This window comes from Rouxiella sp. WC2420 (genome assembly GCF_041200025.1).
In the GTDB taxonomy this organism is placed as follows: Bacteria; Pseudomonadota; Gammaproteobacteria; order Enterobacterales; family Enterobacteriaceae; genus Rouxiella.
Genome location: NZ_CP165628.1, coordinates 2869513 through 2890693 on the forward strand (window position 1 = coordinate 2869513; position 21181 = coordinate 2890693).

Annotated in this window: 16 protein-coding genes; 8 read left to right on the forward strand and 8 right to left on the reverse strand. The window is 47.4% G+C overall.

Features of this window, described 5'->3' with window-relative positions; translation table 11 throughout:
* Nucleotides 1-43: 43 nt before the first annotated feature.
* Nucleotides 44-898 (reverse strand): aldo/keto reductase, encoded by an 855-nt coding sequence (locus AB3G37_RS13040; protein ID WP_009637964.1) that lies wholly within the window; start codon nt 896-898, stop codon nt 44-46.
* A gap of 226 nt (nt 899-1124) precedes the next feature.
* Nucleotides 1125-1874 carry a MipA/OmpV family protein gene (locus tag AB3G37_RS13045; protein ID WP_369788038.1) on the reverse strand — a complete coding sequence of 250 codons (750 nt, stop codon included), beginning with the start codon at nt 1872-1874 and terminating at the stop codon, nt 1125-1127.
* Between the two features lie 475 nt (nt 1875-2349).
* Here AB3G37_RS13045 and yeaG point away from each other — a divergent pair, with 475 nt between their 5' ends.
* The 3 genes from yeaG to AB3G37_RS13060 all read left to right on the forward strand — a co-directional run bounded on the left by yeaG (nt 2350) and on the right by AB3G37_RS13060 (nt 6917).
* Nucleotides 2350-4284 (forward strand): protein kinase YeaG, encoded by a 1935-nt coding sequence (gene yeaG / locus AB3G37_RS13050; RefSeq protein WP_009637962.1) that lies wholly within the window; start codon nt 2350-2352, stop codon nt 4282-4284.
* A 51-nt stretch (nt 4285-4335) separates the two neighbouring features.
* Complete coding sequence (locus tag AB3G37_RS13055) at nt 4336-5610, forward strand: YeaH/YhbH family protein (RefSeq protein WP_369788039.1); 1275 nt, start codon at nt 4336-4338, stop codon at nt 5608-5610.
* Nucleotides 5611-6584: 974 nt separating this feature from the next.
* Nucleotides 6585-6917 carry a hypothetical protein gene (locus tag AB3G37_RS13060; protein ID WP_369788040.1) on the forward strand — a complete coding sequence of 111 codons (333 nt, stop codon included), beginning with the start codon at nt 6585-6587 and terminating at the stop codon, nt 6915-6917.
* 990 nt (nt 6918-7907) lie between these two features.
* Here AB3G37_RS13060 and AB3G37_RS13065 read toward each other — a convergent pair.
* On the reverse strand, nt 7908-8672 hold the full coding sequence (locus AB3G37_RS13065; RefSeq protein WP_009638031.1) for a YdiY family protein: 765 nt from the start codon (nt 8670-8672) through the stop codon (nt 7908-7910).
* Between the two features lie 373 nt (nt 8673-9045).
* Here AB3G37_RS13065 and nadE point away from each other — a divergent pair, with 373 nt between their 5' ends.
* Nucleotides 9046-9870: an ammonia-dependent NAD(+) synthetase gene (nadE, locus tag AB3G37_RS13070; RefSeq protein WP_369788041.1), complete on the forward strand. Its 825-nt coding sequence runs from the start codon at nt 9046-9048 to the stop codon at nt 9868-9870.
* Between the two features lie 165 nt (nt 9871-10035).
* Entirely contained in the window at nt 10036-11229 is a 1194-nt protein-coding gene (locus AB3G37_RS13075) for a multidrug effflux MFS transporter (RefSeq protein WP_369788042.1), read from the forward strand.
* Nucleotides 11230-11268: 39 nt separating this feature from the next.
* Here the strand turns inward: AB3G37_RS13075 and dadX are convergent, their stop codons facing one another.
* The 3 genes from dadX to ftrA all read right to left on the reverse strand — a co-directional run bounded on the left by dadX (nt 11269) and on the right by ftrA (nt 15140).
* Nucleotides 11269-12342 (reverse strand): catabolic alanine racemase DadX, encoded by a 1074-nt coding sequence (gene dadX, locus AB3G37_RS13080; protein WP_369788043.1) that lies wholly within the window; start codon nt 12340-12342, stop codon nt 11269-11271.
* A gap of 80 nt (nt 12343-12422) precedes the next feature.
* Nucleotides 12423-13724 carry a D-amino acid dehydrogenase gene (locus AB3G37_RS13085; protein WP_009638035.1) on the reverse strand — a complete coding sequence of 434 codons (1302 nt, stop codon included), beginning with the start codon at nt 13722-13724 and terminating at the stop codon, nt 12423-12425.
* Between the two features lie 414 nt (nt 13725-14138).
* The gene (gene ftrA / locus AB3G37_RS13090; RefSeq protein WP_369788044.1) at nt 14139-15140 is read right to left on the reverse strand and encodes a transcriptional regulator FtrA; all 1002 of its coding nucleotides are present in this window, start codon (nt 15138-15140) and stop codon (nt 14139-14141) included.
* A 114-nt stretch (nt 15141-15254) separates the two neighbouring features.
* On the opposite strand from ftrA, the gene AB3G37_RS13095 reads away from it, so the two are divergent.
* Together AB3G37_RS13095 and AB3G37_RS13100 are read left to right on the forward strand one after the other, a co-directional pair.
* Nucleotides 15255-16763, forward strand: a complete 1509-nt coding sequence (locus AB3G37_RS13095; RefSeq protein ID WP_369788045.1) for an MFS transporter — start codon at nt 15255-15257, stop codon at nt 16761-16763.
* 248 nt (nt 16764-17011) lie between these two features.
* On the forward strand, nt 17012-18547 hold the full coding sequence (locus AB3G37_RS13100) for a SpoVR family protein (RefSeq protein WP_009638038.1): 1536 nt from the start codon (nt 17012-17014) through the stop codon (nt 18545-18547).
* Nucleotides 18548-18671: 124 nt separating this feature from the next.
* On the opposite strand, the gene fadR is transcribed toward AB3G37_RS13100, so the two are convergent.
* Nucleotides 18672-19391 (reverse strand): fatty acid metabolism transcriptional regulator FadR, encoded by a 720-nt coding sequence (fadR, locus tag AB3G37_RS13105; protein ID WP_369788046.1) that lies wholly within the window; start codon nt 19389-19391, stop codon nt 18672-18674.
* A 263-nt stretch (nt 19392-19654) separates the two neighbouring features.
* Here fadR and dsbB point away from each other — a divergent pair, with 263 nt between their 5' ends.
* Nucleotides 19655-20185, forward strand: a complete 531-nt coding sequence (gene dsbB / locus AB3G37_RS13110; protein WP_009638040.1) for a disulfide bond formation protein DsbB — start codon at nt 19655-19657, stop codon at nt 20183-20185.
* Between the two features lie 80 nt (nt 20186-20265).
* Here the strand turns inward: dsbB and AB3G37_RS13115 are convergent, their stop codons facing one another.
* Entirely contained in the window at nt 20266-21123 is an 858-nt protein-coding gene (locus tag AB3G37_RS13115; RefSeq protein ID WP_369788047.1) for an SDR family oxidoreductase, read from the reverse strand.
* Nucleotides 21124-21181: the final 58 nt, after the last annotated feature.

Sequence of the window (21181 nt, forward strand, 5' to 3'; positions counted from 1 at the left end):
CTTTATTTTGATTCAAACTAGATGCAGCGAATAAGCGTTTTGATCAAACGATGTCGAGGGATGTTTTATGACTAGGCGGCGGAAATGCATGATCGATAAGCGCAATTTCTTCTGGCGTCAATTTCAGGGTTAATGCTGCGGCGTTGTCGTTGATATGATCAGGCTGAACGGCTTTCGGAATGGCAATCACATTGTCCCAACGTGTTACCCAAGCCAGGGCAATTTGCGCACTGCTAACCCCTCTGGCCCGAGCCAGTTGCTGCATGACCGGATGATTAAGCACTTCCTGGCGCAGTTTACCGGCCTGCGCGAGTGGACAATAAGCCATAATCGGCATTTCATGCTCACGACACCAAGGCAGCAAATCATATTCAATACCCCGCGACGCGGCATGGTAAAGCACCTGATTTGTCAGGCAGGCATCACCGCCCTGAGTTTGCCAAAGTTGCTCAAGATCGACAGTATCCAGATTCGATACCCCCCAGCGACGAATTTTACCGGCTTGCTGTAAAGACTCCATGGCGCGCACTGTTTCTTCTAAAGGTATCGATCCACGCCAGTGCAATAAATAGAGGTCGAGACTGTCCGTTTTTAAACGCTGCAAACTTTGTTCACAGGCCTTGATGGCGCGATCGCCACCGGCGTTTTGCGGATAGACTTTCGAGACCAGATAGACCTCGTCTCGACGCCCTGCAATCGCTTCGCCAACTACGCGCTCTGCCCCACCGTCTGCGTACATCTCGGCGGTATCAATCAGCGTTAAACCCAGGTCAATTCCCTGTTGCAATGCTTTGACTTCCGAACGAAATTCAGACTCTCGCTCGCCCATAAACCAGGTACCCTGTCCGACTGCGGGAACCCGAGTTCCATCTGGAAACTGTACGGTTTTCGCGTTCATCCTCTGCTCCTGTTTAGGTCATTTTATGCGGTAGTCTCAAGCCCAATCAGCACGGATTGAACTCGTTACCATGAAGTAAATAGATTAACTCGGTTGAATAGTGTGATGCACATCTCAAAATACAGCCGTCAGTCAGGCTGCTCCTTAAATGTGCAAATGGAGCAAAAATGCCCCATTAGCAATCAACACATGCACCAATTGGATGCATGCGTTGTTTGAGCCGCGATTAGAAAGTATAGGTTACGCCGGTCATTAATAGGCCAGTGTAAGATTTATTCACCATTGGGCTGTCTTTGATTTCGTTGGTCAGACGGGTATAGCGACCGGTAACGAATGCCTGCCACTGCGGGTTAAAGCTATATTTAGCAGAAACTTCGACATAAGGCGTGAAGCTATCGTTAGGTTTATAAGACTCAAGACCGCTGCGGTAAGATTCTCTGTTGCTGATGCCGTAGTAGTATTTGTTCTGATTCGCGCTATCCCACGTCACACCGACGCCCGGCACGACTGCCCAGTTATCGCCTTTGATAGCGTAAAGGTAGGCAACATCACCTACGATACCATTGCTGTTGTCCAGAGTATCGCCCGTCAGCGTGGTACGAATAGTACCCCATTCGGCGTTATAAGAATAAGCCAGACCCGCCATCAGCGTGCCGTGACGTTTTTTCAGCCGCTTTAACTGTTCGTTATCGCTATGACCAGGTCTGAAACTGAACGGATTATAACCCGCTATGATACTCAACTGATTTTGCTGGTCTTTCCATAGGTTATAACCCGCAACTAACGTATGAACGTAGAACGTGTCTCCATCATAATTGATGACCGGGAGCGGATAATATTTGGTGTCGTAACCACGGTAAGGGCTAGTTGCCGCCAATGCTCCGGCCCCGACTGAAAAGGTATCCGCATGTGCGGTCTGACTCAGCAAGGCCATAATGGCAGCTACTGGCAAAGCTTTAATCATGTTGGTTTTCATGTGTTCATCCGTAAGAAAATAAAATCGAACGTAGTGTAAATGAATCGTAATTAAGTTTCATGTATAGCGCACACAAACCTAAAGCAACCAGATAATTTATATGCGGATTATGAAATAATTATGTCTAAAAAGTACTCATTATCGCCGTATCCCCCGTGCTGCAAGGCCTGTAGGTAACCTCACAACAACTGAGTCCTTGATATGGCTTAAAAAACTGCAATTTAACACAGGAAATTTTTCGCAGGTCAAACTACGCTTAATATTAGGAGAAAAAACTGCTGGCAAAGTAACCTGTTCGTGTTGCTCATGACCGTAAACATGACTCTACTTAAATTAAATAGAGCAACAAGTAAGTTGGCATAAGGGTTGCTAAATCTGTATGACAGAGTCAGTTGGGGAAATTTTCTTCCGGGAGCTGTTCCACCGCATTTCAAGCTCTCTTTAACCTGTGCTAAATAACGAAGGACGGGCATCTATGAACATATTTGACCATTATCGCCAGCGCTATGAAGCTGCCAAGGATGAAGAGTTCACACTGCAGGAATTTCTTACCATCGCTCGGCAAGATCGCAGTGCTTATGTTAACGCCGCGGAACGCCTGTTGATGGCAATAGGTGAACCCGTCATGGTCGACACCGCGCTTGAACCACGCCTGTCGCGTCTATTCTCCAACCGCGTCGTCGCACGCTATCCTGCCTTTGAAGAGTTTTACGGCATGGAGGATGCAATCGAGCAGATTGTCTCTTACCTCAAACACGCCGCTCAAGGTCTGGAAGAGAAAAAACAAATCCTCTATCTGCTGGGTCCGGTCGGTGGCGGTAAGTCCTCTCTGGCTGAAAGACTTAAAGCTCTGATGCAACGAGTACCCATTTACGTACTGAGTGCCAACGGCGAACGCAGCCCGGTGAATGATCATCCTCTGTGCCTGTTTAATCCTCAGGAGGATGCCCATATTCTTGAAAAAGAATACAACATCCCTACCCGCTACCTTGGCACTATCATGTCGCCATGGGCCGCGAAGCGTCTGCATGAATTTGGCGGCGATATAACCAAATTTAAAGTGGTTAAAGTCTGGCCGAGTATTCTCGAGCAGATTGCAATCGCCAAAACAGAGCCGGGTGACGAAAATAATCAGGATATCTCTGCGCTGGTCGGTAAAGTCGATATTCGTAAACTCGAGAATCACGCCCAGAACGACCCGGATGCCTACGGTTATTCCGGCGCACTGTGCCGTGCCAACCAGGGGGTAATGGAATTCGTCGAGATGTTCAAGGCACCAATCAAGGTCTTGCATCCGCTGCTAACCGCTACTCAGGAAGGTAACTATAACGGAACCGAGGGTATTTCTGCCCTGCCGTTCAACGGGATCATTCTTGCTCACTCCAACGAATCCGAGTGGGTGACTTTCCGTAATAACAAGAACAACGAAGCATTCCTTGACCGCGTTTACATTGTGAAGGTGCCTTACTGCCTACGCGTGTCGGAAGAAATCAAAATTTACGACAAACTGCTTAGCAACAGTGAGCTGGTACACGCCCCATGCGCGCCCGGAACTCTGGAAACGCTGGCACGATTCTCTATCCTTTCACGTTTGAAAACACCAGAAAATTCCAGCACCTATTCGAAAATGCGGGTTTATGACGGTGAAAGCCTTAAGGATACTGATCCGAAAGCCAAGTCATACCAGGAGTATCGCGACTACGCAGGCGTCGATGAAGGTATGAACGGCCTGTCAACGCGGTTTGCCTTTAAAATTCTGTCTCGGGTATTTAACTTTGACCATGCAGAAGTTGCCGCCAACCCGGTACATCTGTTCTATGTTCTTGAACAGCAGATCGAGCGCGAACAGTTCCCGCAGGACATTGCCGAAAAATACCTTGAGCACCTGAAAGGCTATCTGATCCCTAAATATGCCGAGTTTATCGGTAAAGAGATCCAGACCGCCTACCTGGAATCCTATTCTGAGTACGGACAAAACATTTTCGATCGTTATGTCACGTATGCCGATTTCTGGATCCAGGATCAGGAATACCGCGATCCAGACACCGGTCAGCTCTTCGACCGCGAGGCTCTGAATGCGGAATTGGAAAAAATCGAGAAACCGGCGGGTATCAGTAACCCTAAAGATTTCCGTAACGAAATCGTCAACTTTGTGCTGCGTGCCCGTGCTAATAATAGTGGCCGTAATCCGAACTGGACCAGTTACGAGAAGTTGCGCACGGTTATCGAGAAGAAAATGTTCTCCAATACCGAAGAGTTGCTGCCTGTTATTTCCTTTAATGCCAAGACATCGACTGACGAACAGAAAAAACATGATGACTTTGTCGATCGAATGATGGAAAAAGGATATACGCGCAAACAGGTTCGCCTGCTTTGCGAGTGGTATCTGCGTGTCAGGAAGTCATCGTAAAAGGCAATCTCAGTAAAGCGGGGATCGTTGGCAACGTTGTTTGGGGGCTATATGACGTACTTTATTGACCGTCGACTGAATGGCAAGAATAAAAGCGCGGTTAACCGCCAGCGCTTTTTGCGCCGCTATAAGTCGCAAATAAAACAGTCGATCGCCGAAGCCATCAATAAGCGTTCGGTAACCGACGTGAGCAGCGGGGAGTCTGTTTCGATCCCCAATGAAGATATCAACGAACCCATGTTCCACCAGGGCCGCGGTGGTTTGCGCCACCGTGTTCATCCCGGCAACGATCACTTCATCACTAACGACCGTATCGAGCGTCCTCAGGGCGGCGGTGGCGGCGGAAGTGGTCAAGGGGATGCCAGTCAGGACGGTGAAGGTCAGGACGAATTCTCCTTCCAGATTTCAAAAGATGAATATCTCGATCTGTTATTCGAGGACCTTGCGCTGCCCAATCTGAAAAAGAATCAGTACAAGCAGCTTACCGAATTCAAAACCCACCGCTCCGGATACACCTCAAACGGCGTACCGGCAAATATTAGCGTAGTCCGTTCATTACAAAACTCGCTGGCTCGCCGTACCGCGATGTCTGCGGGTAAAAAGCGCGAACTGCGTGAGCTTGAAAACACACTTAATGAAGTTGAAAACACTGAGCCTGCCCAACTATTGGAGGAGGAGCGGCTGCGTAAAGAGATAGCCGAACTTCGGCAGAAAATTGCCAAGGTTCCGTTTATCGATACTTTCGACTTGCGCTATAAAAATTACGAGCGCCGTCCCGAACCTTCCAGCCAGGCGGTGATGTTCTGCCTGATGGACGTATCAGGTTCCATGGATCAGGCAACCAAAGACATGGCCAAACGTTTCTATATTCTGCTCTACCTGTTTCTGAGTCGGACTTATAAAAACGTTGACGTTGTCTACATCCGTCATCACACCCAGGCAAAAGAGGTGGACGAACAGGAGTTCTTCTACTCTCAGGAAACCGGGGGCACCATTGTTTCAAGTGCATTGAAGCTTATGGATGAAGTTATTCAGGAACGCTACGACCCTGCTCAGTGGAATATCTACGCTGCGCAGGCTTCCGATGGTGATAACTGGGCAGACGATTCGCCACTTTGCCACCAACTGCTGGCTCAGAAGATCTTGCCAATGGTGCGTTATTATAGTTACATCGAAATAACCCGCCGCGCGCACCAGACTCTGTGGCGCGAGTATGAAGTTTTACAGCAACATTTCTCGAACTTTGCGATGCAACATATTCGCGAGCAGGAAGATATTTATCCTGTATTCCGCGAACTTTTCCATAAGCAAACGGCAGATAACTAAACCCATTATCAAACTAAAAGCCGGACAGAATTTTGCTCCGGCTTTTTTATGCCTATCTTGCGACATACCCTCTCCTCATACTTAAAATAATTCTTATATAAATTTAACAATAAATGAAAACTTTTGGTAAAGGTTTGAAATGTGGGAACTATTATTTCATAACACAAAACATCGATATAGAAAAAGCATCCAATGAAACTATTACTAGCACATCTAAATGTAGAGAATAATTAACTTAAATCGTTCCATTGATCATTAAAATAACGGGTTAATTCAATTTGAGTAATCCTGAACTATTACATTAATTTTTTTCATTTAATCATATTAAATAATGTTAAAAAAACTAATCAATTAAAAGTACGCATTTAAAATGAATAATTTTTGAACTCTAAGTAACACTTAATTTTAAGCGTTTTTAATTTTTAAAATATTTCTAGAATCAACATTCTCAGCACCGAACCCAAATAATGTAACCCCTTGAATACAAATGAGAAGATTAATATAAAAAATATCCAATTCGATTTGAATAGCTTTTACACTAAATATGGCTATTATGTATTTATAAAATAAATATGAGTTAAGTCACAATCGACATATATTCGATAGTGCATCTTATTATTGTAATGATGTAGCTTGAAAATATTAAGGGATATTTGTGATTAGACTAGAGCTAGATAGCATTTCTCACTTGCTGTTTCATTGAGGAATTAGAAACATCTTAATACTTTATTGAAGCTGAAGAGTGTAACTGACACCAACTCAAGTTAAGCACTATATGCTATTTAACCATAGCGCCATTGAATGACGTAAGGTTTGAGAGTACTCTATTATTCCAATTGACTAACATTGTCACAATCCGTTTAAACCAGCTTAACCAGTATCAAGTGATAAGTGGCGTGATTGTTTATCACATATCCCAATGGAGGATTTAGACAACGCTTATCGATTAAAAATCTAATACGTGGGAACTATTTATGAACAACAAAAATTTTACAGAAGTGAACTGCTGTCCTTTTTGTGAAAATGAGTTGGAACAAGATATAACTCGCTGTAAAAAGTGCGGCAGTGAACGCATAGAGGGGCATATTAGCCGTAATGAGAGAAGAATAATTTTGTGGTCGCGAGTAACATTGACTGTACTTAGCATTGTTTATTATGCTAATTACTCCCCAACATCACAAAATAATCTCTTAAGCTTTCTTCTTTTTATTGTTTCAATAATTCTTTCACTGACTATTCCTAAACTTATTTTTAAATTTAAAAATAGAGGTAATGTTATTTGGAAAAAGAAAACTTTTCCCGTGTAAATATGATGAATATTGTAATAGGTTGAATATCAAATCTTTTTTGACGTTAGTACTACCTGCACTTACTTGAAATTTTAAGAGGAAATAATTTCATCATCGTTCAAGTAAATTATCTACGACATCGAAATCAAAGATAAATTGTACAGGCATTTCAAGGCACGTTGCATGCAGAGCTTCATCATTCTTGAATCATGAAACAACCGCATAGACACCCGCTGCGACCAAGGACATCCAGAACAGCGAACAGACGGCAAAAATACCTAACCACACCTTTTCGTTGAAAGTCATCAGTGAGTGTTCTTGTTCCATTTTCATCATTTTCTTAATCCTTGCTAGTTATGTTAAGAAAATCTTGACATAAAATATCACCCGAATTAGTGATGGAAATCTCATACTTTAAAAGCTATGTAGCTTTCTGGGCCATGGTGTTGAAAAAAAGTGAGCTAAATCTCATATCTTTAATCTTAGAAATTGAGTGCTCGATTAAAAAACGTGCAATTAACAAAATTTTCATCTATTCAAGTCTCATCTTTCACTTTACAACCGCTCACCATTTAACCAGTACGGCCTATTCCCCTTTAAAACTAACATATACAGCTGCTAATTAAACCAGCGGAAAGCTTCCGCCCGCAGTTTGATAAATAGTGTAAAACTGATTACAATATCAAAAAAAATTTGCTAGCAATTTTTCATTAAAACAAACACACCACAAAATTACGGACAAACTTTAGGACTTTTGAAACCTGACGCTCAAGTGCTTGCCTGCATGGGTTATCTGTCGTATCACTGGTTATGGAAATATTTGATGTCAAACTAATCTTCATTATTGCTGGAAATTTTTGATCGTTGACTCCGTCCCATATGTCATCTTGCTAGCAAAAAGCATTTTTTATAATTTTTTTGCAATTTATCACTAAAAATACAAAAACCAGCTCGAAGGCTGGCTTTTTTAAATACACTATTAAGTGGTAAAACTAATTAACTAAGGGATTACAGTCCGTATACCAGGTTAATTGAGGTCACAGTATCTGTCTTATCTGGCGCACTGGATGGTGGCTTAGTGTTATAAGTCACGTTATAAGCCAGCTTCAATGAGAAGCTCTTGTTAATAGCTACTGACAGCGCAGTCTCAGAGTTCAACGTAGTATCATCGTTGGCTAGAACTGAAACGCCTTCGCTGAATTTAGCAGTATCGCTAATCTGATAGGAATAAGTACCGGATGCGTAAGCAATCGGTTTTGTCGTACTGCTGCCTTCGGTAAATTCATCATGGCGGACGCCCGGACCGGCTTCGAGGTTCAGAGTATGAACGGGGCCGTTCCAGATCTGACGACCATAACCGAGCGTTGCAGTATCACGCGCGTGGTAGCCATTGAAGCGGTCAGTTAACCAGTTTGCTTGACCAAACAGATAGTTAACGTCTGACAAGTTATAACGAGTACGAGCACCAGCCTGATATTTTTCAGAGGAACGAACGCCTGAAGAGGAAGTATTAACGGCTGAAGCCCAAATACTGTAAGCCGTGTTTGGCTGGAACCAAGTCATGGTGGTATTGGCATTCAGATTATTATTACTTGTGTTGCCGGTCTGTGCGCTGTAACCCGCCTGCACGTTACCATCGAAGTTTTTCTTCGCGGTAGCAGGGTTGTCCAATGCAGTGAAAACATCGGTGTCTGCAAGACTTGAAACACTAAACAGTGCCGCACCACAAACTAAGGCACAGGCGGGTAAACGACGAACAACACTAAAAAACATTTTGCATCCCCAATGAATGTAAGGCAAATAACAAGATTAAGCGGGTGATTTTTTAAATACCATCCTCTGCACACTCTCTTTAATGCAGAACTAACCGATGGCATTTTGCATAATTAACAGTCAACAAATATACAACACCAGGCTGGTAATATCCTTTTACCTTCTGATTTTTTAGAACATTCCTAAGGTTGTATATTTTCTGAAAATCAAACATACAAAAACATTACGCTTTAAAGGATTGTTCTTTACTCTCAACGTCATTCTTGAACCCCGTACCTTGTCCTTTCTTCCGGAGCAGGTTAGTTTTAAACTAACTGTCTAATTCAAAAATATTTGCCGCGGTTTTCGCTGGCAGCTCTCAGGAGGAATGGTCATGGCACTTCAGCAAGAGATAATCCAGGCTCTGCACGTTAAACCACAAATCGATGCCGAGCAGGAAGTTCGCGTCAGCGTCGATTTTCTTAAAAGTTACCTGCGCGCCCACCCTTTCATAAAATCATTGGTATTGGGCATTAGCGGCGGGCAGGATTCTACTCTTACCGGCAAACTTTGCCAAACGACAATTAATGAATTACGAAATGAATTGCCAGAAGCCGGTTACCAATTTTATGCTGTACGGCTGCCTTATGGTGTTCAAGCTGATGAGTCCGACTGCCTTGATGCTATCGACTTTATCAAGCCAGACAATGTGTTAACGGTAAACATCAAGAATGCTATCCTGGCCAGCGAAGCCAGCCTGCGTGATACGGGTATCGAATTAAGCGATTTTATCAAGGGCAACGAAAAAGCTCGTGAGCGTATGAAAGCGCAATATAGTATTGCAGGAATGAAATCCGGTGTCGTCGTGGGCACCGATCATGCTGCAGAGGCAGTGACGGGTTTCTTCACCAAGTACGGCGATGGTGGCACCGATATCAACCCTATTTTCCGTTTAAACAAGCGCCAGGGGAAAGCGCTGCTTAAACATTTAGGCTGCCCTGAACATTTATATACCAAGGCTCCCACTGCCGATCTTGAAGATAACCGCCCTGCACTGCCTGATGAAGCGGCTCTTGGGGTGACCTATGAGCTGATTGATGATTATCTGGAAGGCAAAACAGTTGATACCCAATATGTCAAAATTATAGAAAATTGGTATCTGCGTACTGAACATAAACGTCAGCCGCCAATCACCGTGTTTGATGATTTCTGGAAATAACGCTTTCTAGCTGTTGTGAATAATCAGGACATCTCTCCAGATGTCCTGATAGCCATCCCCTCGGCCTGCATCCCAATTCTGTGTAATAGATCCCACGCATCGCTTTTCATTTCATAACGAAATCATTACTCTTGTTCCCTTTTTCGAATGGATGCGCGGTAACAAATGCAAAAATTCCTTTTTTTATTACTGACTCTGGTTCTGCTTGGTCCGCTAGGCATCGATCTCTATCTTCCTGCTATTCCGGCAATTGCCAGCGGATTGAACAGCGGCGAAAGCTTGATCCAATCTTCTATTTCATTATTTATTTTGGTGCTGGGCATCGGACAGTTACTGGCAGGCCCTTTAGCTGACCGCTATGGACGTCGCCCGGTTGCCATCGCCGGTATTCTGCTTTACATGCTGGGAGTGGTGATGGCTGCAACAGCCGTTAGCGCCGCGTTATTTATGGCATCACGCGTAGTACAAAGCCTTGGCGTATGCTGCACCTCGGTGGTGATTTTCAGTAGTGTACGCGACAGGCTGGAGGGCGATGACGCCGCACGCGCCTTTGGTTTTCTTAATGGAACGTTAAATATTGTCCCTGCTTTAGCCCCTCTTATCGGAGGGCTTATTGCTCAATACTATGGCTGGCGCGCGCCGTTTTGGGCACTGTGCGGCTATACCCTGATCACCCTGTTACTGGTGGTGTTTTTGTTGGCAGAAACTCGCCCTGCCAATACCAAACAGGTCGGCAGCCTGCCATTGCGGCAATATTTGCGTATCTTGCGTGACAGCAATTTCCTGATTTTTGCGCTGGTGAATGCCGGAGCAATGGGAATGGCGCTGACCTATGTTTCGCTGGCACCTACGGTTTTGATGACCAACGGAGGCCTGACTCCGCTGCAATTTTCACTGGTCTTTGGCGCTAACGGCTTTTGGATCATGCTGATGAGTTTTATCGCCAGTAAAGTTATTCGCAAAGTAGGACGGCCAACCTGCCTGGCTACCGGGGCTATTCTGATGCTGCTAGGCGGCATCGCACTGTTCGCCGAGCTGGCCATGTTATCGGACCAGACTCAGCTGTCGACCTGGGCTTATATGCTTCCGGTTGCCAGCGCCTGTGCGGGATTAGCTTTTGTTATTGGACCGGCCACCAGCTACGCGCTTGAGCCCTATTCCAGCGAGGCAGGTATTGCCGGAGCTCTGGTAGGATTTGTACAAATGGCTGGCGGTGCGGCGCTTGGGCTGATTGCTATGGCACTGCCTTTGCCGCCTAAGGCCAGTCTGGCGCTGGTGATGCTGACCGCTTTTGTCTGGGCCTGGACGGCAAAACGTCGCAGTAAAAGGATTAAAGGTAAAATTGCGGCTCTGAATTAGAAACTGGCCCGAGCGGGCCAGTTCAAAAGCTGAGTAAAATCAGGCTACGATAACCGGCACTCTGGGAGCCAGTGCGCTCATCAGTTCATATCCCAGCGTGCCCGCCGCTAGAGCCACCTCGTCAATGGGCAACCGATCGCCCCACAGTTCAACCTGCGAACCGATTTTAGCCTGCGGGCAAGGGGTAAGATCAACCATCAGCATATCCATTGAAACGGTCCCGAGTGTTATGGTTTTCACACCGTCAACAATTATCGGAGTTCCACTAGGCGCATGGCGTGGATACCCGTCAGCGTAACCACAAGCCACCACGCCAATACGATGCTCTCGCTCAGCGCGATAGCGACCGCTGTAACCCACGCGATCGCCAATCTGAAGATGTTGCACCGCGATAAGCTCGCTGCGAAGCTGCATCACCGGCTTGAGGCCAGTATGGGCAATATCTTGTACATTGCCGCTGGGCGAGGCTCCATAAAGAATAATCCCCGGGCGAACCCAATCATGGTGTGTCTGTGGGTGCCACAAAGTTGCCGCAGAATTGGCCAGCGAACGTGGCCCAGGCAGCTGACGGGTACCTTTTTCGATAATATCTTCCTGAGCCTTAACTCCTTCCAGACTGTCTGCACTGGAAAAATGGCTCATCAGCGTTATTTCACCAACCTGCGGCAATGCGCGTAGTTGATGCCAGACTTCATTAATTTCAGCAGGTTGGAATCCAAGACGATTCATCCCGCTGTTAATTTTTAAATAAATATTCAGCGGCGCAGTAACTTTTGCTGCTGCCAGAGCCGCCAACTGCCAACGGCTGTGCACGGCAGTAGTTAAACTGTAGTGATCAATGGCTAACAAATCTTCTGGGCTGAAAAAGCCCTCAAGCAGCAATATCGGGCCTTGCCAACCGGCCTCTCTGAGCAAAATGGCTTCATGAAAGTCTAGTAAAGCAAAACCATCGGTCGCTGTTGCCAGGCTTTGCCAAATACGCGCAATGCCGTGGCCGTAAGCGTTGGCTTTAACCACCGACCAAACCTTACTTTGCGGGGCGTGGCGACGAATTACCTGCAGATTGTTTTGTAACGCTGACATCGACAGGATGGCAGAAATCGGGCGTGGCATGAAATCTCCTGAAATAACTCTTTTCGCCCGCCGTGATGAATGCGGCGGACCTTTATCTTTATATTCCGACTCAGAAAGCTTTAGCCTACCGGATGCATTTTATGGGCTTTATCATTGTGCGAAATAAAGTCGGCGCTATAACGCGCCACAGACAAGTCTTCTGACGGAATTGCCGGAGTCACGCCCGACATAATATCGGCAAGCAACTGACCCGAACCACAGGCCATGGTCCACCCCAAAGTTCCATGCCCGGTGTTCAGGTAAAGATTTTTCAAGGTGGTTTTACCAACAATTGGCGTGCCGTCTGGCGTCATTGGGCGCAGACCGGTCCAGAAAGTCGCCTCTTCAACGCGGCCACCGTTGGGGTAAAGATCTTTAACCACCATTTCCAGCGTTGCTCGACGCGCCTTGGCCAGTTGAGTATTAAAACCAACAATTTCCGCCATCCCGCCTACGCGGATCCGCTGGTCGAATCGAGTAATAGCGATTTTATAGGTTTCGTCGAGCACGGTAGAAAACGGCGCGGAGGCTTCGTCCGCGATAGGTATAGTCAGTGAGTAACCTTTCAGCGGATAAACCGGGATCGACACCAAATCGGCCAACAGCGCGGTGGAATAAGACCCAAAGGCCACCACATAAGCATCGGCTTTTACGATTTCACTGCCACACTGCACGCCTGAAATTTGGCCATTCTCAACCAAAAGGCGATCCACGCTTTTATTAAATTCAAATTTCACGCCGATTTTACGCGCCATTTCAGCCAGTTGACGAGTAAACAGCTGGCAGTCACCGGTTTCATCATTAGGCAAACGCAGGCCACCCGTCAGCTTATGGGCCACCTGCGCCAATGCAGGTTCAGCGGTAGCCAACTGGCTCGACTCCAGCAGCTGGTAAGGCACCCCGGCTTCTTCCAGCACGGCAATGTCTTTAGCGGCGCTGGCGAACTGCTGTTCGGTGCGGAACAACTGCAATGTCCCGCCCTGACGACCTTCATACTGAATGCCGGTGTCCTCACGCAAAGCCCTGAGGCAGTCACGGCTGTATTCCGACAAACGCACCATGCGACTTTTGTTGGTCTGATAATGATTCATGTCGCAGTTACGTAGCATCTGCCACATCCATTTCAACTGCATACTGGTGCCGTCGAGACGAATTGCCAAAGGCGCGTGTTTCTGGAACATCCACTTGATGGCCTTTAACGGAACGCCAGGAGCGGCCCACGGAGCGGCATAACCGGGTGAGATCTGACCGGCATTACCTGCGCTGGTTTCTTCTGCCGGGCCGGACTGACGGTCAATCACCGTAACTTCGTGTCCCGCTTTTGCCAGATACCATGCACTGGCGACACCTACTACACCACTGCCTAAAATCACCACTCGCATACTCGACTCCAGTTCGGCTTACTACAAAGCATAATATTCTGGCGCAGAAGTTAACCTGAAAACGGCGTTAACCCAACATTCAGAGCCAGAATTGTGAAGAATTTCACAAACATTTATCGTTGAAACTGAATAATTTTTCAATAGGCGCGACTAAATAACGATATACAGCAACATTTTCTGCTAATTGGAAGCAATTTCTGGCATTTTGATAGCAATGCTATCATTGCTATCAAGGGCAATTGGCCGTCACAAAGCGCACCTATACTCAGGATTAAATACTGGGTTAGTGGCTAAAAATTGAAATATTCAACTACCCAACCGCTATTAAATGAGATTCTCTGTTTCTGCACCATGGCATGCCCTTTTAACGAGCATGGAGATTTATAATCCCGATTTTCATGCCACGCCGAGAGATCAAACGGTGGAATGCTGAATCGGCTGTGATTCCACTGCCTGTTTGCGATATTGCGTTGGCGTAATCCCCATCCGTTGACGAAAATGGTGGCGTAGCGTTTCCGCCGATCCAAAACCCGCAAGTTCGGCAACGTGCTCAATACTCAGAGTTTGGCTTTCAAGAAGTCGGCAGGCGTTTTGTATCCTGATGCCAAGCATCCACTCCCCCGGACTCGTGCCCGTAGTCTCCTGGAAACGACGTAGAAAAGTGCGGCGACTCATTCCGGCTTCCGCGGCAAGCTCGGCAATCGCCAGCGGTTTATCCAGTCGACTGCGCAGACTTTCGAGCAGTGGCGAAAGACTTTTGCTTTCTCGGCCGCTCACCGGCTGGGGCAAATACTGCGCCTGATTTCCTTCACGATGGGAAAACGTAACCATCCTGCGTGCCGCGCGGTTCGCCACCACCGTTCCGTAATCACGACGTATGAGATACAGGCACAGATCAACGCCCGCAGCCCCTCCCGATGAGGTTATCAGGCTGCCTTCATCGACATAAATCACGCCGTGGCACACCTTGATTGCCGGGTAACGATCCTCCAGCGCCTGAGTACTGTTCCAGTGGGCAGTAGCGCGTTTGCCGTCAAGCAACCCGGCTTCGGCCAGCACAAAACTTCCAGCGCAAATCGATACAATCCTCGCGCCACTGGCATGAGCTTGCTGTAAAGCGGCAATTAACTCGGCAGTTGGCGGTTCGTCAATACTGCGCCAGCCCGGAATAACGATGGTCCCTGCACCTTCCAGCAGTTCCAGGCCACCATCCACCACCAGCCGTATTCCCCCCTGCGCGGCAAAGATTCCATTTTCAACTGAAGCAACGGCCATCTCATACAGCGGCTCGCCGGTAGTTTCATCCGCCCGACCAAAAGCCTCAACGGCAATCCCAAATTCGAAAGTACACAGCCTTTCATAGGCTAGAAGCACTAATCGTCGATTAAACACAGGTGTTACGGAAAGTGTTGGCATAATTCACGGGTTTCTCATTGGCATAATATTGACGATATATGGCACAACCACATATTTCCAGTATTGTTCGAATCTTTCATGCTGACCGCCTTTACAGCGTGATAGGACTTTCTTATGGCCGTTTTACTTTCGACTCGAAACAAACTGGCGCTTACTGCCGTGTGTCTGGCCGCGATGATGTCAGGATTGGAGATATCCAGCGTTCCGGTAATCCTGCCAATACTTGAAAAGCAAATCCACGCCAGCTTTACCCAGCTGCAATGGATAATGAATGCTTATACCTTGGCCTGCACCACCGTACTGATGGCGACCGGAACACTGGCGGATCGTTTTGGTCGCAAGCGTTTATTTTTAATCAGTATTACAGGATTCGGCCTGACGTCTTTGCTCTGTGGCGCTGCAAATTCTCCCTCATTGATTATCTTTGGCCGTTTTCTGCAGGGAATGAGCGGTGGCGCGATGCTAATTTGTCTGATTGCCATTCTGTCATCGCAATTTCCACCTGGGAAAGCACGCAATACGGCGTTTACCGCCTGGGGTGTTGTGTTTGGTTTCGGGCTGGGATTTGGGCCAATGATTGGCGGCCTGATTGTGGCTTTGGCGAGCTGGCAATGGGTCTTTCTGATCCACGTGGTGATCGCAATAATCACTGGCTTGCTGGCTTATAAAAATGTCGAGGAATCGCGCGATCACGAAAATCAGCAGCTGGACGTTGGCGGAGTCGTCTCGCTCACCGCCACGGTGCTGAGCCTGACATTTTATATCACCCAGGGCGGACAAATAGGCTATCTCAGCGATCGTGGACTGTTCATTGTCGGCATTGCTTTGCTGTGCCTGATGATATTCATTTATATCGAGCGCCGCCATCCGCATCCTATGTTTGATTTTACCGTATTCCGTAACCGCGCTTTCTCTGGCGCGTTGCTGGGGTCAATAGGCATGAATTTCAGTTTTTGGCCGTTTATGATTTATCTGCCCATCTATTTTCAGACGGTACTGGGCTACGACATTGTGACCGCGGGACTTTATTTATTGGCCTACACCCTGCCTACCTTGCTAATGCCGCCGCTCGCCACGAGACTGGTTTCAAGATTTGGCGCAGGAAAAGTAATTCCCTCCGGATTGCTGGGGATTGGCATAGGTTTTTGGCTAATGTACTTCGGACTGCATGGGACTATTGGCGTGCTGCCGGGTGCCGTGGTGGCCGGAGTAGCGCTGGGGCTGACAAATACTCCGGTAACCCATACGACTACCGGCGCTTTACCTGCCAATCGGGCCGGTATGGCCTCGGGAATGGACATGAGCGCCAGACTGATTACTTTGGCAATCAATATCGCCATGATGGGAACGCTGCTGGTTGCGGGAGTAAAGCTGGCGTTGTGCGAAGCTCTTCCTGCAGAGAATAGTATGCAAGGGCTGCAATCTCTTGCCGAAAAATTGGCCGGTGGCGAAAACTCTTTACCACCGGCTCTGGCCTCTGTAGCGCGAGAGGCGCTGATTTCAGGATTCAGTGGGGTTCTACTGTATGGAGCAGCAGGGGTATGTATTCTGGCTTTGGCCAGTCATTTTCTTTTCAATTTCCGAGTAAAGTCGGCGCTGGGCCGCGCCGAGATTGAATCATAAGAATTTCTTTACAAAGCATTCTTCTGCTTTGTCATTGACACCATCAGCCGCTAGGGATATAGATTTCGTAACCGGGGAAAAGTCTCATCCCCCGGTTTGCCCCAGCTAAAATTGTTAAATCGTTAAGGCAATGAAAAAGCATATAAATATGCTCTACGGCCTGCACGAGGTTGAGATTGAGCTACGATTAATAGTGGATGCATATATTTAAAACACTGTTGCGTCCGTAACTGACTGAGGGTGCGCTGATGACGACAAAGACCCAGGAACATAAAACTGAAGACAAACGTTTGAGTGATGGACCAGACTGGACGTTTGAGTTGCTCCAGACCTATCTGGAAGAGATTGACCGGGTTGCCAAGAGTTATCGGCTAGAAACCTACCCGCATCAAATCGAGATAATCACCTCCGAGCAGATGATGGATGCCTATTCCAGCATCGGTATGCCTATCAACTATACCCACTGGTCATTCGGTAAAAAGTTTATCGAAACCGAACAGCGTTATAAGCACGGTCAGCAAGGTCTGGCCTATGAGATTGTGATTAACTCCAATCCTTGTATCGCGTATTTGATGGAAGAAAATACCATCACCATGCAGGCGCTGGTTATTGCCCATGCCTGTTATGGCCACAACTCATTTTTCAAAAATAACTACCTGTTCCGCAGTTGGACCGATGCCAGCTCAATAGTTGACTATCTGATCTTTGCACGGCGTTACATCAGCCGCTGTGAAGAGCGTTATGGCGAGGAAGAGGTGGAACGCTTGCTCGACTCCTGCCATGCGCTGATGAACTACGGCGTCGATCGCTATAAACGTCCGCAGAAAATTTCGCTGACTGAAGAGAAAGCCCGCCAGGAAAGTCGCGAAGCCTATCTGCAAAGTCAGGTAAATACCCTGTGGAAAACCCTGCCTCGCAAGGATAAAGAGGATGCGCCAGAACAGGTGCGCCGCTTCCCTTCCGAACCGCAGGAAAATATTTTGTACTTTATGGAAAAAAATGCGCCACTGCTTGAGCCTTGGCAGCGCGAAATTTTGCGTATCGTGCGTAAAATCAGCCAGTATTTTTATCCACAAAAACAGACTCAGGTCATGAACGAAGGCTGGGCGACTTTCTGGCACTACACCATTCTCAACCATCTGTATGATGAGGGAAAAGTCAGCGATCGCTTTATTCTTGAATTCTTGCACAGCCACACTAATGTGGTGTTCCAGCCGCCTTACAACAGCCCGTATTACAGCGGTATCAATCCGTATGCTCTGGGCTTCGCCATGTTCCAGGACATCAAACGTATTTGTCAGTCTCCGACCGAGGAGGATAAATATTGGTTCCCGGACATCGCGGGTTCTGACTGGCTTGAAACGCTGCATTTCGCCATGCGGGATTTCAAAGACGAAAGCTTTATCAGTCAGTTCCTTTCGCCAAAAGTCATGCGTGATTTCCGCTTGTTTACCGTGCTCGACGACGATCGCAACAATTATCTCGAGATTTCCTCTATTCATAATGAAGAAGGTTATCGGGCAATTCGTCAGGAGCTTTCAGCGCAGTACAACTTGAGCAATCACGAGCCGAACATCCAAGTCTGGAACGTGGATTTGCGCGGCGACCGTTCTTTAACCCTGCGTTACATTCCGCAGGATCGTGCGCCGCTGGACAAGAGCCGCCGCGAAGTGATGAAACACATTCATCGACTGTGGGGATTCGACGTCTATATGGAGCAGTTAAACGAGGACGGCAGCGTAGAGATGCTGGAACGCTGTCCGGCTCGCCCTTCTGCACTGTAATTGATGGCAAGTATTTTTATCAGCTAGTAGAAAGCAAAAAAGGGCGCCTGAGCGCGTGATACCAGCCAGTGTTAACCGCCGGTATCAAGCGCTCAGGCGCCCTTCTAGTAAACTTTCACTCGGCTTAACGGCGTTGATCCGCTAAATCTTTGGGCATGGCAAGCTGCATACTGTGCCAAATCGCACCGCTTTCCCTACCGTAACTGCGCACGCAGTCGACTATTTGATCAAACTTTTTCTCTTCACAAATAGTGGAAAGCTGCTGATAAAAATCAATTGCCAGCTTGCGGGCAGCCGGATTGGAGAAATAATAGCGCCCAACGCGAGTGTACAGACCGCGCAAGCCGTTAATAATCAATCCGTAAATCGGGTTACCCGACGCAAATGCCAATCCGCGGAAAATGCCGTAATCAAGTTCGGTAAACGCTTCTGAGGTATCGTCCGTTATCGAGGCTTTGGCCAATACCTGCTGTGTTTCTTCAGGATTGGAACGCATTGCCTTGCGAATGAAAATGGTCGCGATATTGGTTCGCACAGACAACAGGTTATCGATCAACTGTGGCACGCTTTCATGATCGAGACGGGCCAGTGTTTCCAAAATATTGAGATTCGAGGTTTCCCAAAAGTTGTTCACTTTAGTGGGTTTGCCGTGCTGAATGGTCAGCCAGCCATCACGCGCCAAACGTTGCAACACTTCACGCAACGTTGTACGGGTGACACCAATAAGTTCAGAAAGCTCTCTTTCTGCTGGCAAAATAGTACCTGGAGGAAATCGGCTGTTCCAAATACTTTCAATAATATATTCTTCGGCAAAACCGGCAGGACTCTGCGCCTTGATAACCATGTTTGTGGCTTTCCGTTACAGCTTCTTCAGCTGTCTTATAAGAAGTTATAATTCAGCTCATCATACCAGATGAAAAACTTCGGTTATAGCTTCTGTTTCTTACTTATTAAGATTGGTTTGGACGAAATGTGCGTTGTACAGCGGTTTTGTGCAACATATCTTCTAAACATTTAGCAAAGACATTTTTTCCCTTAAGTCACTGGCAGTTGGGGTGAATTGGTTTACACTGCCTGTCGATAGTTTACTGCATGGAAGATAAACCTATGTTGCAATATCTTAACCGTTGCTCTCAGGGGCGCGGAGCTTGGCTGTTGATGGCATTGACCGCACTTGTTCTAGAATTGGCCGCGCTGTATTTCCAACACGTGATGTTGTTACTCCCTTGTGTGATGTGTATTTATGAACGTTGCGCCCTGTTTGGCATTCTTGGTGCTGGCATCGTCGGAGCCATTGCCCCGGCAACCTGGCTACGTTACGGCGCGATTATTATCTGGATTTACAGTGCCGCCGAGGGCCTGCGCCTGTCATGGCAACACACTATGATCCAGCTACACCCGTCACCTTTTGTCACCTGTGACTTTGCTGCCCGTTTTCCAGGCTGGTTGCCGCTGGATAAATGGCTGCCGAGCGTGTTTGTAGCAACGGGTGACTGTGCAGAGAGATCCTGGACCTTCCTGACACTTGGCATGCCGCAGTGGCTGGTAGGTGTCTTCGGCGTATTCTTGCTGATTGGCATTCTGGTCGCGGTTGCTCAATTTGTTAAGAGCCGGCGTCGGGATTTGTTTTCTCGTTAAACGAGTTCTTTGAACATATTAAAAGGCTTCTGTTGTGGGAAGCCTTTTTGTTACCTGTTACAGGCTGCGCAATATCCGGATCACAGCGATTTAAGGGTGGCGGCAATCACGCCCTGATAAGAACCCGTGCCGTGCCCAAGCAAACGACTTAACGTTGCGCTGTCATCAAACAACGCGCCTTTACTGGCACCGGCATCTGAGTCCGCCAGCATATCCGCCAAACCTTCCGGCAGCCCTGCTCCTTTCAGCGCCGCAGCGAATTCTGATTCAGATAAATTCACATAATTTACCGTTTTGCCAGACTGCTGTGCGATTTCGGCGGAAAATTCGGCCAGCGTGTAGCTTTCATCCCCAGCCAGTTCATACACTTTGCCTTGCTGAGAATCGGCCAAAATCACATTCGCTGCAGCCTGGGCGTAGTCTGCGCGGGGAGCAGAGGCAATTCTTCCATCGCCGGCGGCCCCTATAAACGCGTTGTGTGCCAATGCGGGCGCAATGCTGGCGGCATAATTTTCGGTGTACCAGCCATTTCGCAGCAGCACAAAAGGAATGCCGGAAGCGCGCAGAGCGGCCTCCGTATCACGGTGTTCGCGTGCCAGCGACAATGGCGAATTATCCAGATTTAACAAGCTGGTGTAGGCAATCAGTTTCACGCCCGCGCCTTTTGCCGCATCTATTACCGCCTGATGCTGAGCACTGCGCTGCCCCACTTCGCTAGAGGATATCAACAACAGCTTGTCGACTCCTGTAAACGCCGATTTTAAAGTTTCAGGCTGACTGTAATCAGCCTGGCGAACGACAACACCTAACTGTTTGAGATCCTCAGCTTTCACCGGATTGCGCACCGCCGCAACGATTTCACCGGCAGGAACTTTTTTGAGTAATGCTTCAATGACTAAACGGCCTAACTGACCTGTTGCACCCGTAACTGCGATCATAATGTTCTCCATAAGTTGAACTTTGGCCACGCTAAATTTTGCATAGAAATGAAACTTG

Excerpts from the sequence above, each read along its gene's own strand:
- AB3G37_RS13040 (WP_009637964.1), bottom strand. The coding sequence starts at position 898 with ATGAACGCGAAAACCGTACAGTTTCCAGATGGAACTCGGGTTCCCGCA.
- AB3G37_RS13045 (WP_369788038.1), bottom strand. The coding sequence starts at position 1,874 with ATGAAAACCAACATGATTAAAGCTTTGCCAGTAGCTGCCATTATGGCC.
- yeaG (WP_009637962.1), top strand. The coding sequence starts at position 2,350 with ATGAACATATTTGACCATTATCGCCAGCGCTATGAAGCTGCCAAGGAT.
- AB3G37_RS13055 (WP_369788039.1), top strand. The coding sequence starts at position 4,336 with ATGACGTACTTTATTGACCGTCGACTGAATGGCAAGAATAAAAGCGCG.
- AB3G37_RS13060 (WP_369788040.1), top strand. The coding sequence starts at position 6,585 with ATGAACAACAAAAATTTTACAGAAGTGAACTGCTGTCCTTTTTGTGAA.
- AB3G37_RS13065 (WP_009638031.1), bottom strand. The coding sequence starts at position 8,672 with ATGTTTTTTAGTGTTGTTCGTCGTTTACCCGCCTGTGCCTTAGTTTGT.
- nadE (WP_369788041.1), top strand. The coding sequence starts at position 9,046 with ATGGCACTTCAGCAAGAGATAATCCAGGCTCTGCACGTTAAACCACAA.
- AB3G37_RS13075 (WP_369788042.1), top strand. The coding sequence starts at position 10,036 with ATGCAAAAATTCCTTTTTTTATTACTGACTCTGGTTCTGCTTGGTCCG.
- dadX (WP_369788043.1), bottom strand. The coding sequence starts at position 12,342 with ATGCCACGCCCGATTTCTGCCATCCTGTCGATGTCAGCGTTACAAAAC.
- AB3G37_RS13085 (WP_009638035.1), bottom strand. The coding sequence starts at position 13,724 with ATGCGAGTGGTGATTTTAGGCAGTGGTGTAGTAGGTGTCGCCAGTGCA.
- ftrA (WP_369788044.1), bottom strand. The coding sequence starts at position 15,140 with ATGCCAACACTTTCCGTAACACCTGTGTTTAATCGACGATTAGTGCTT.
- AB3G37_RS13095 (WP_369788045.1), top strand. The coding sequence starts at position 15,255 with ATGGCCGTTTTACTTTCGACTCGAAACAAACTGGCGCTTACTGCCGTG.
- AB3G37_RS13100 (WP_009638038.1), top strand. The coding sequence starts at position 17,012 with ATGACGACAAAGACCCAGGAACATAAAACTGAAGACAAACGTTTGAGT.
- fadR (WP_369788046.1), bottom strand. The coding sequence starts at position 19,391 with ATGGTTATCAAGGCGCAGAGTCCTGCCGGTTTTGCCGAAGAATATATT.
- dsbB (WP_009638040.1), top strand. The coding sequence starts at position 19,655 with ATGTTGCAATATCTTAACCGTTGCTCTCAGGGGCGCGGAGCTTGGCTG.
- AB3G37_RS13115 (WP_369788047.1), bottom strand. The coding sequence starts at position 21,123 with ATGATCGCAGTTACGGGTGCAACAGGTCAGTTAGGCCGTTTAGTCATT.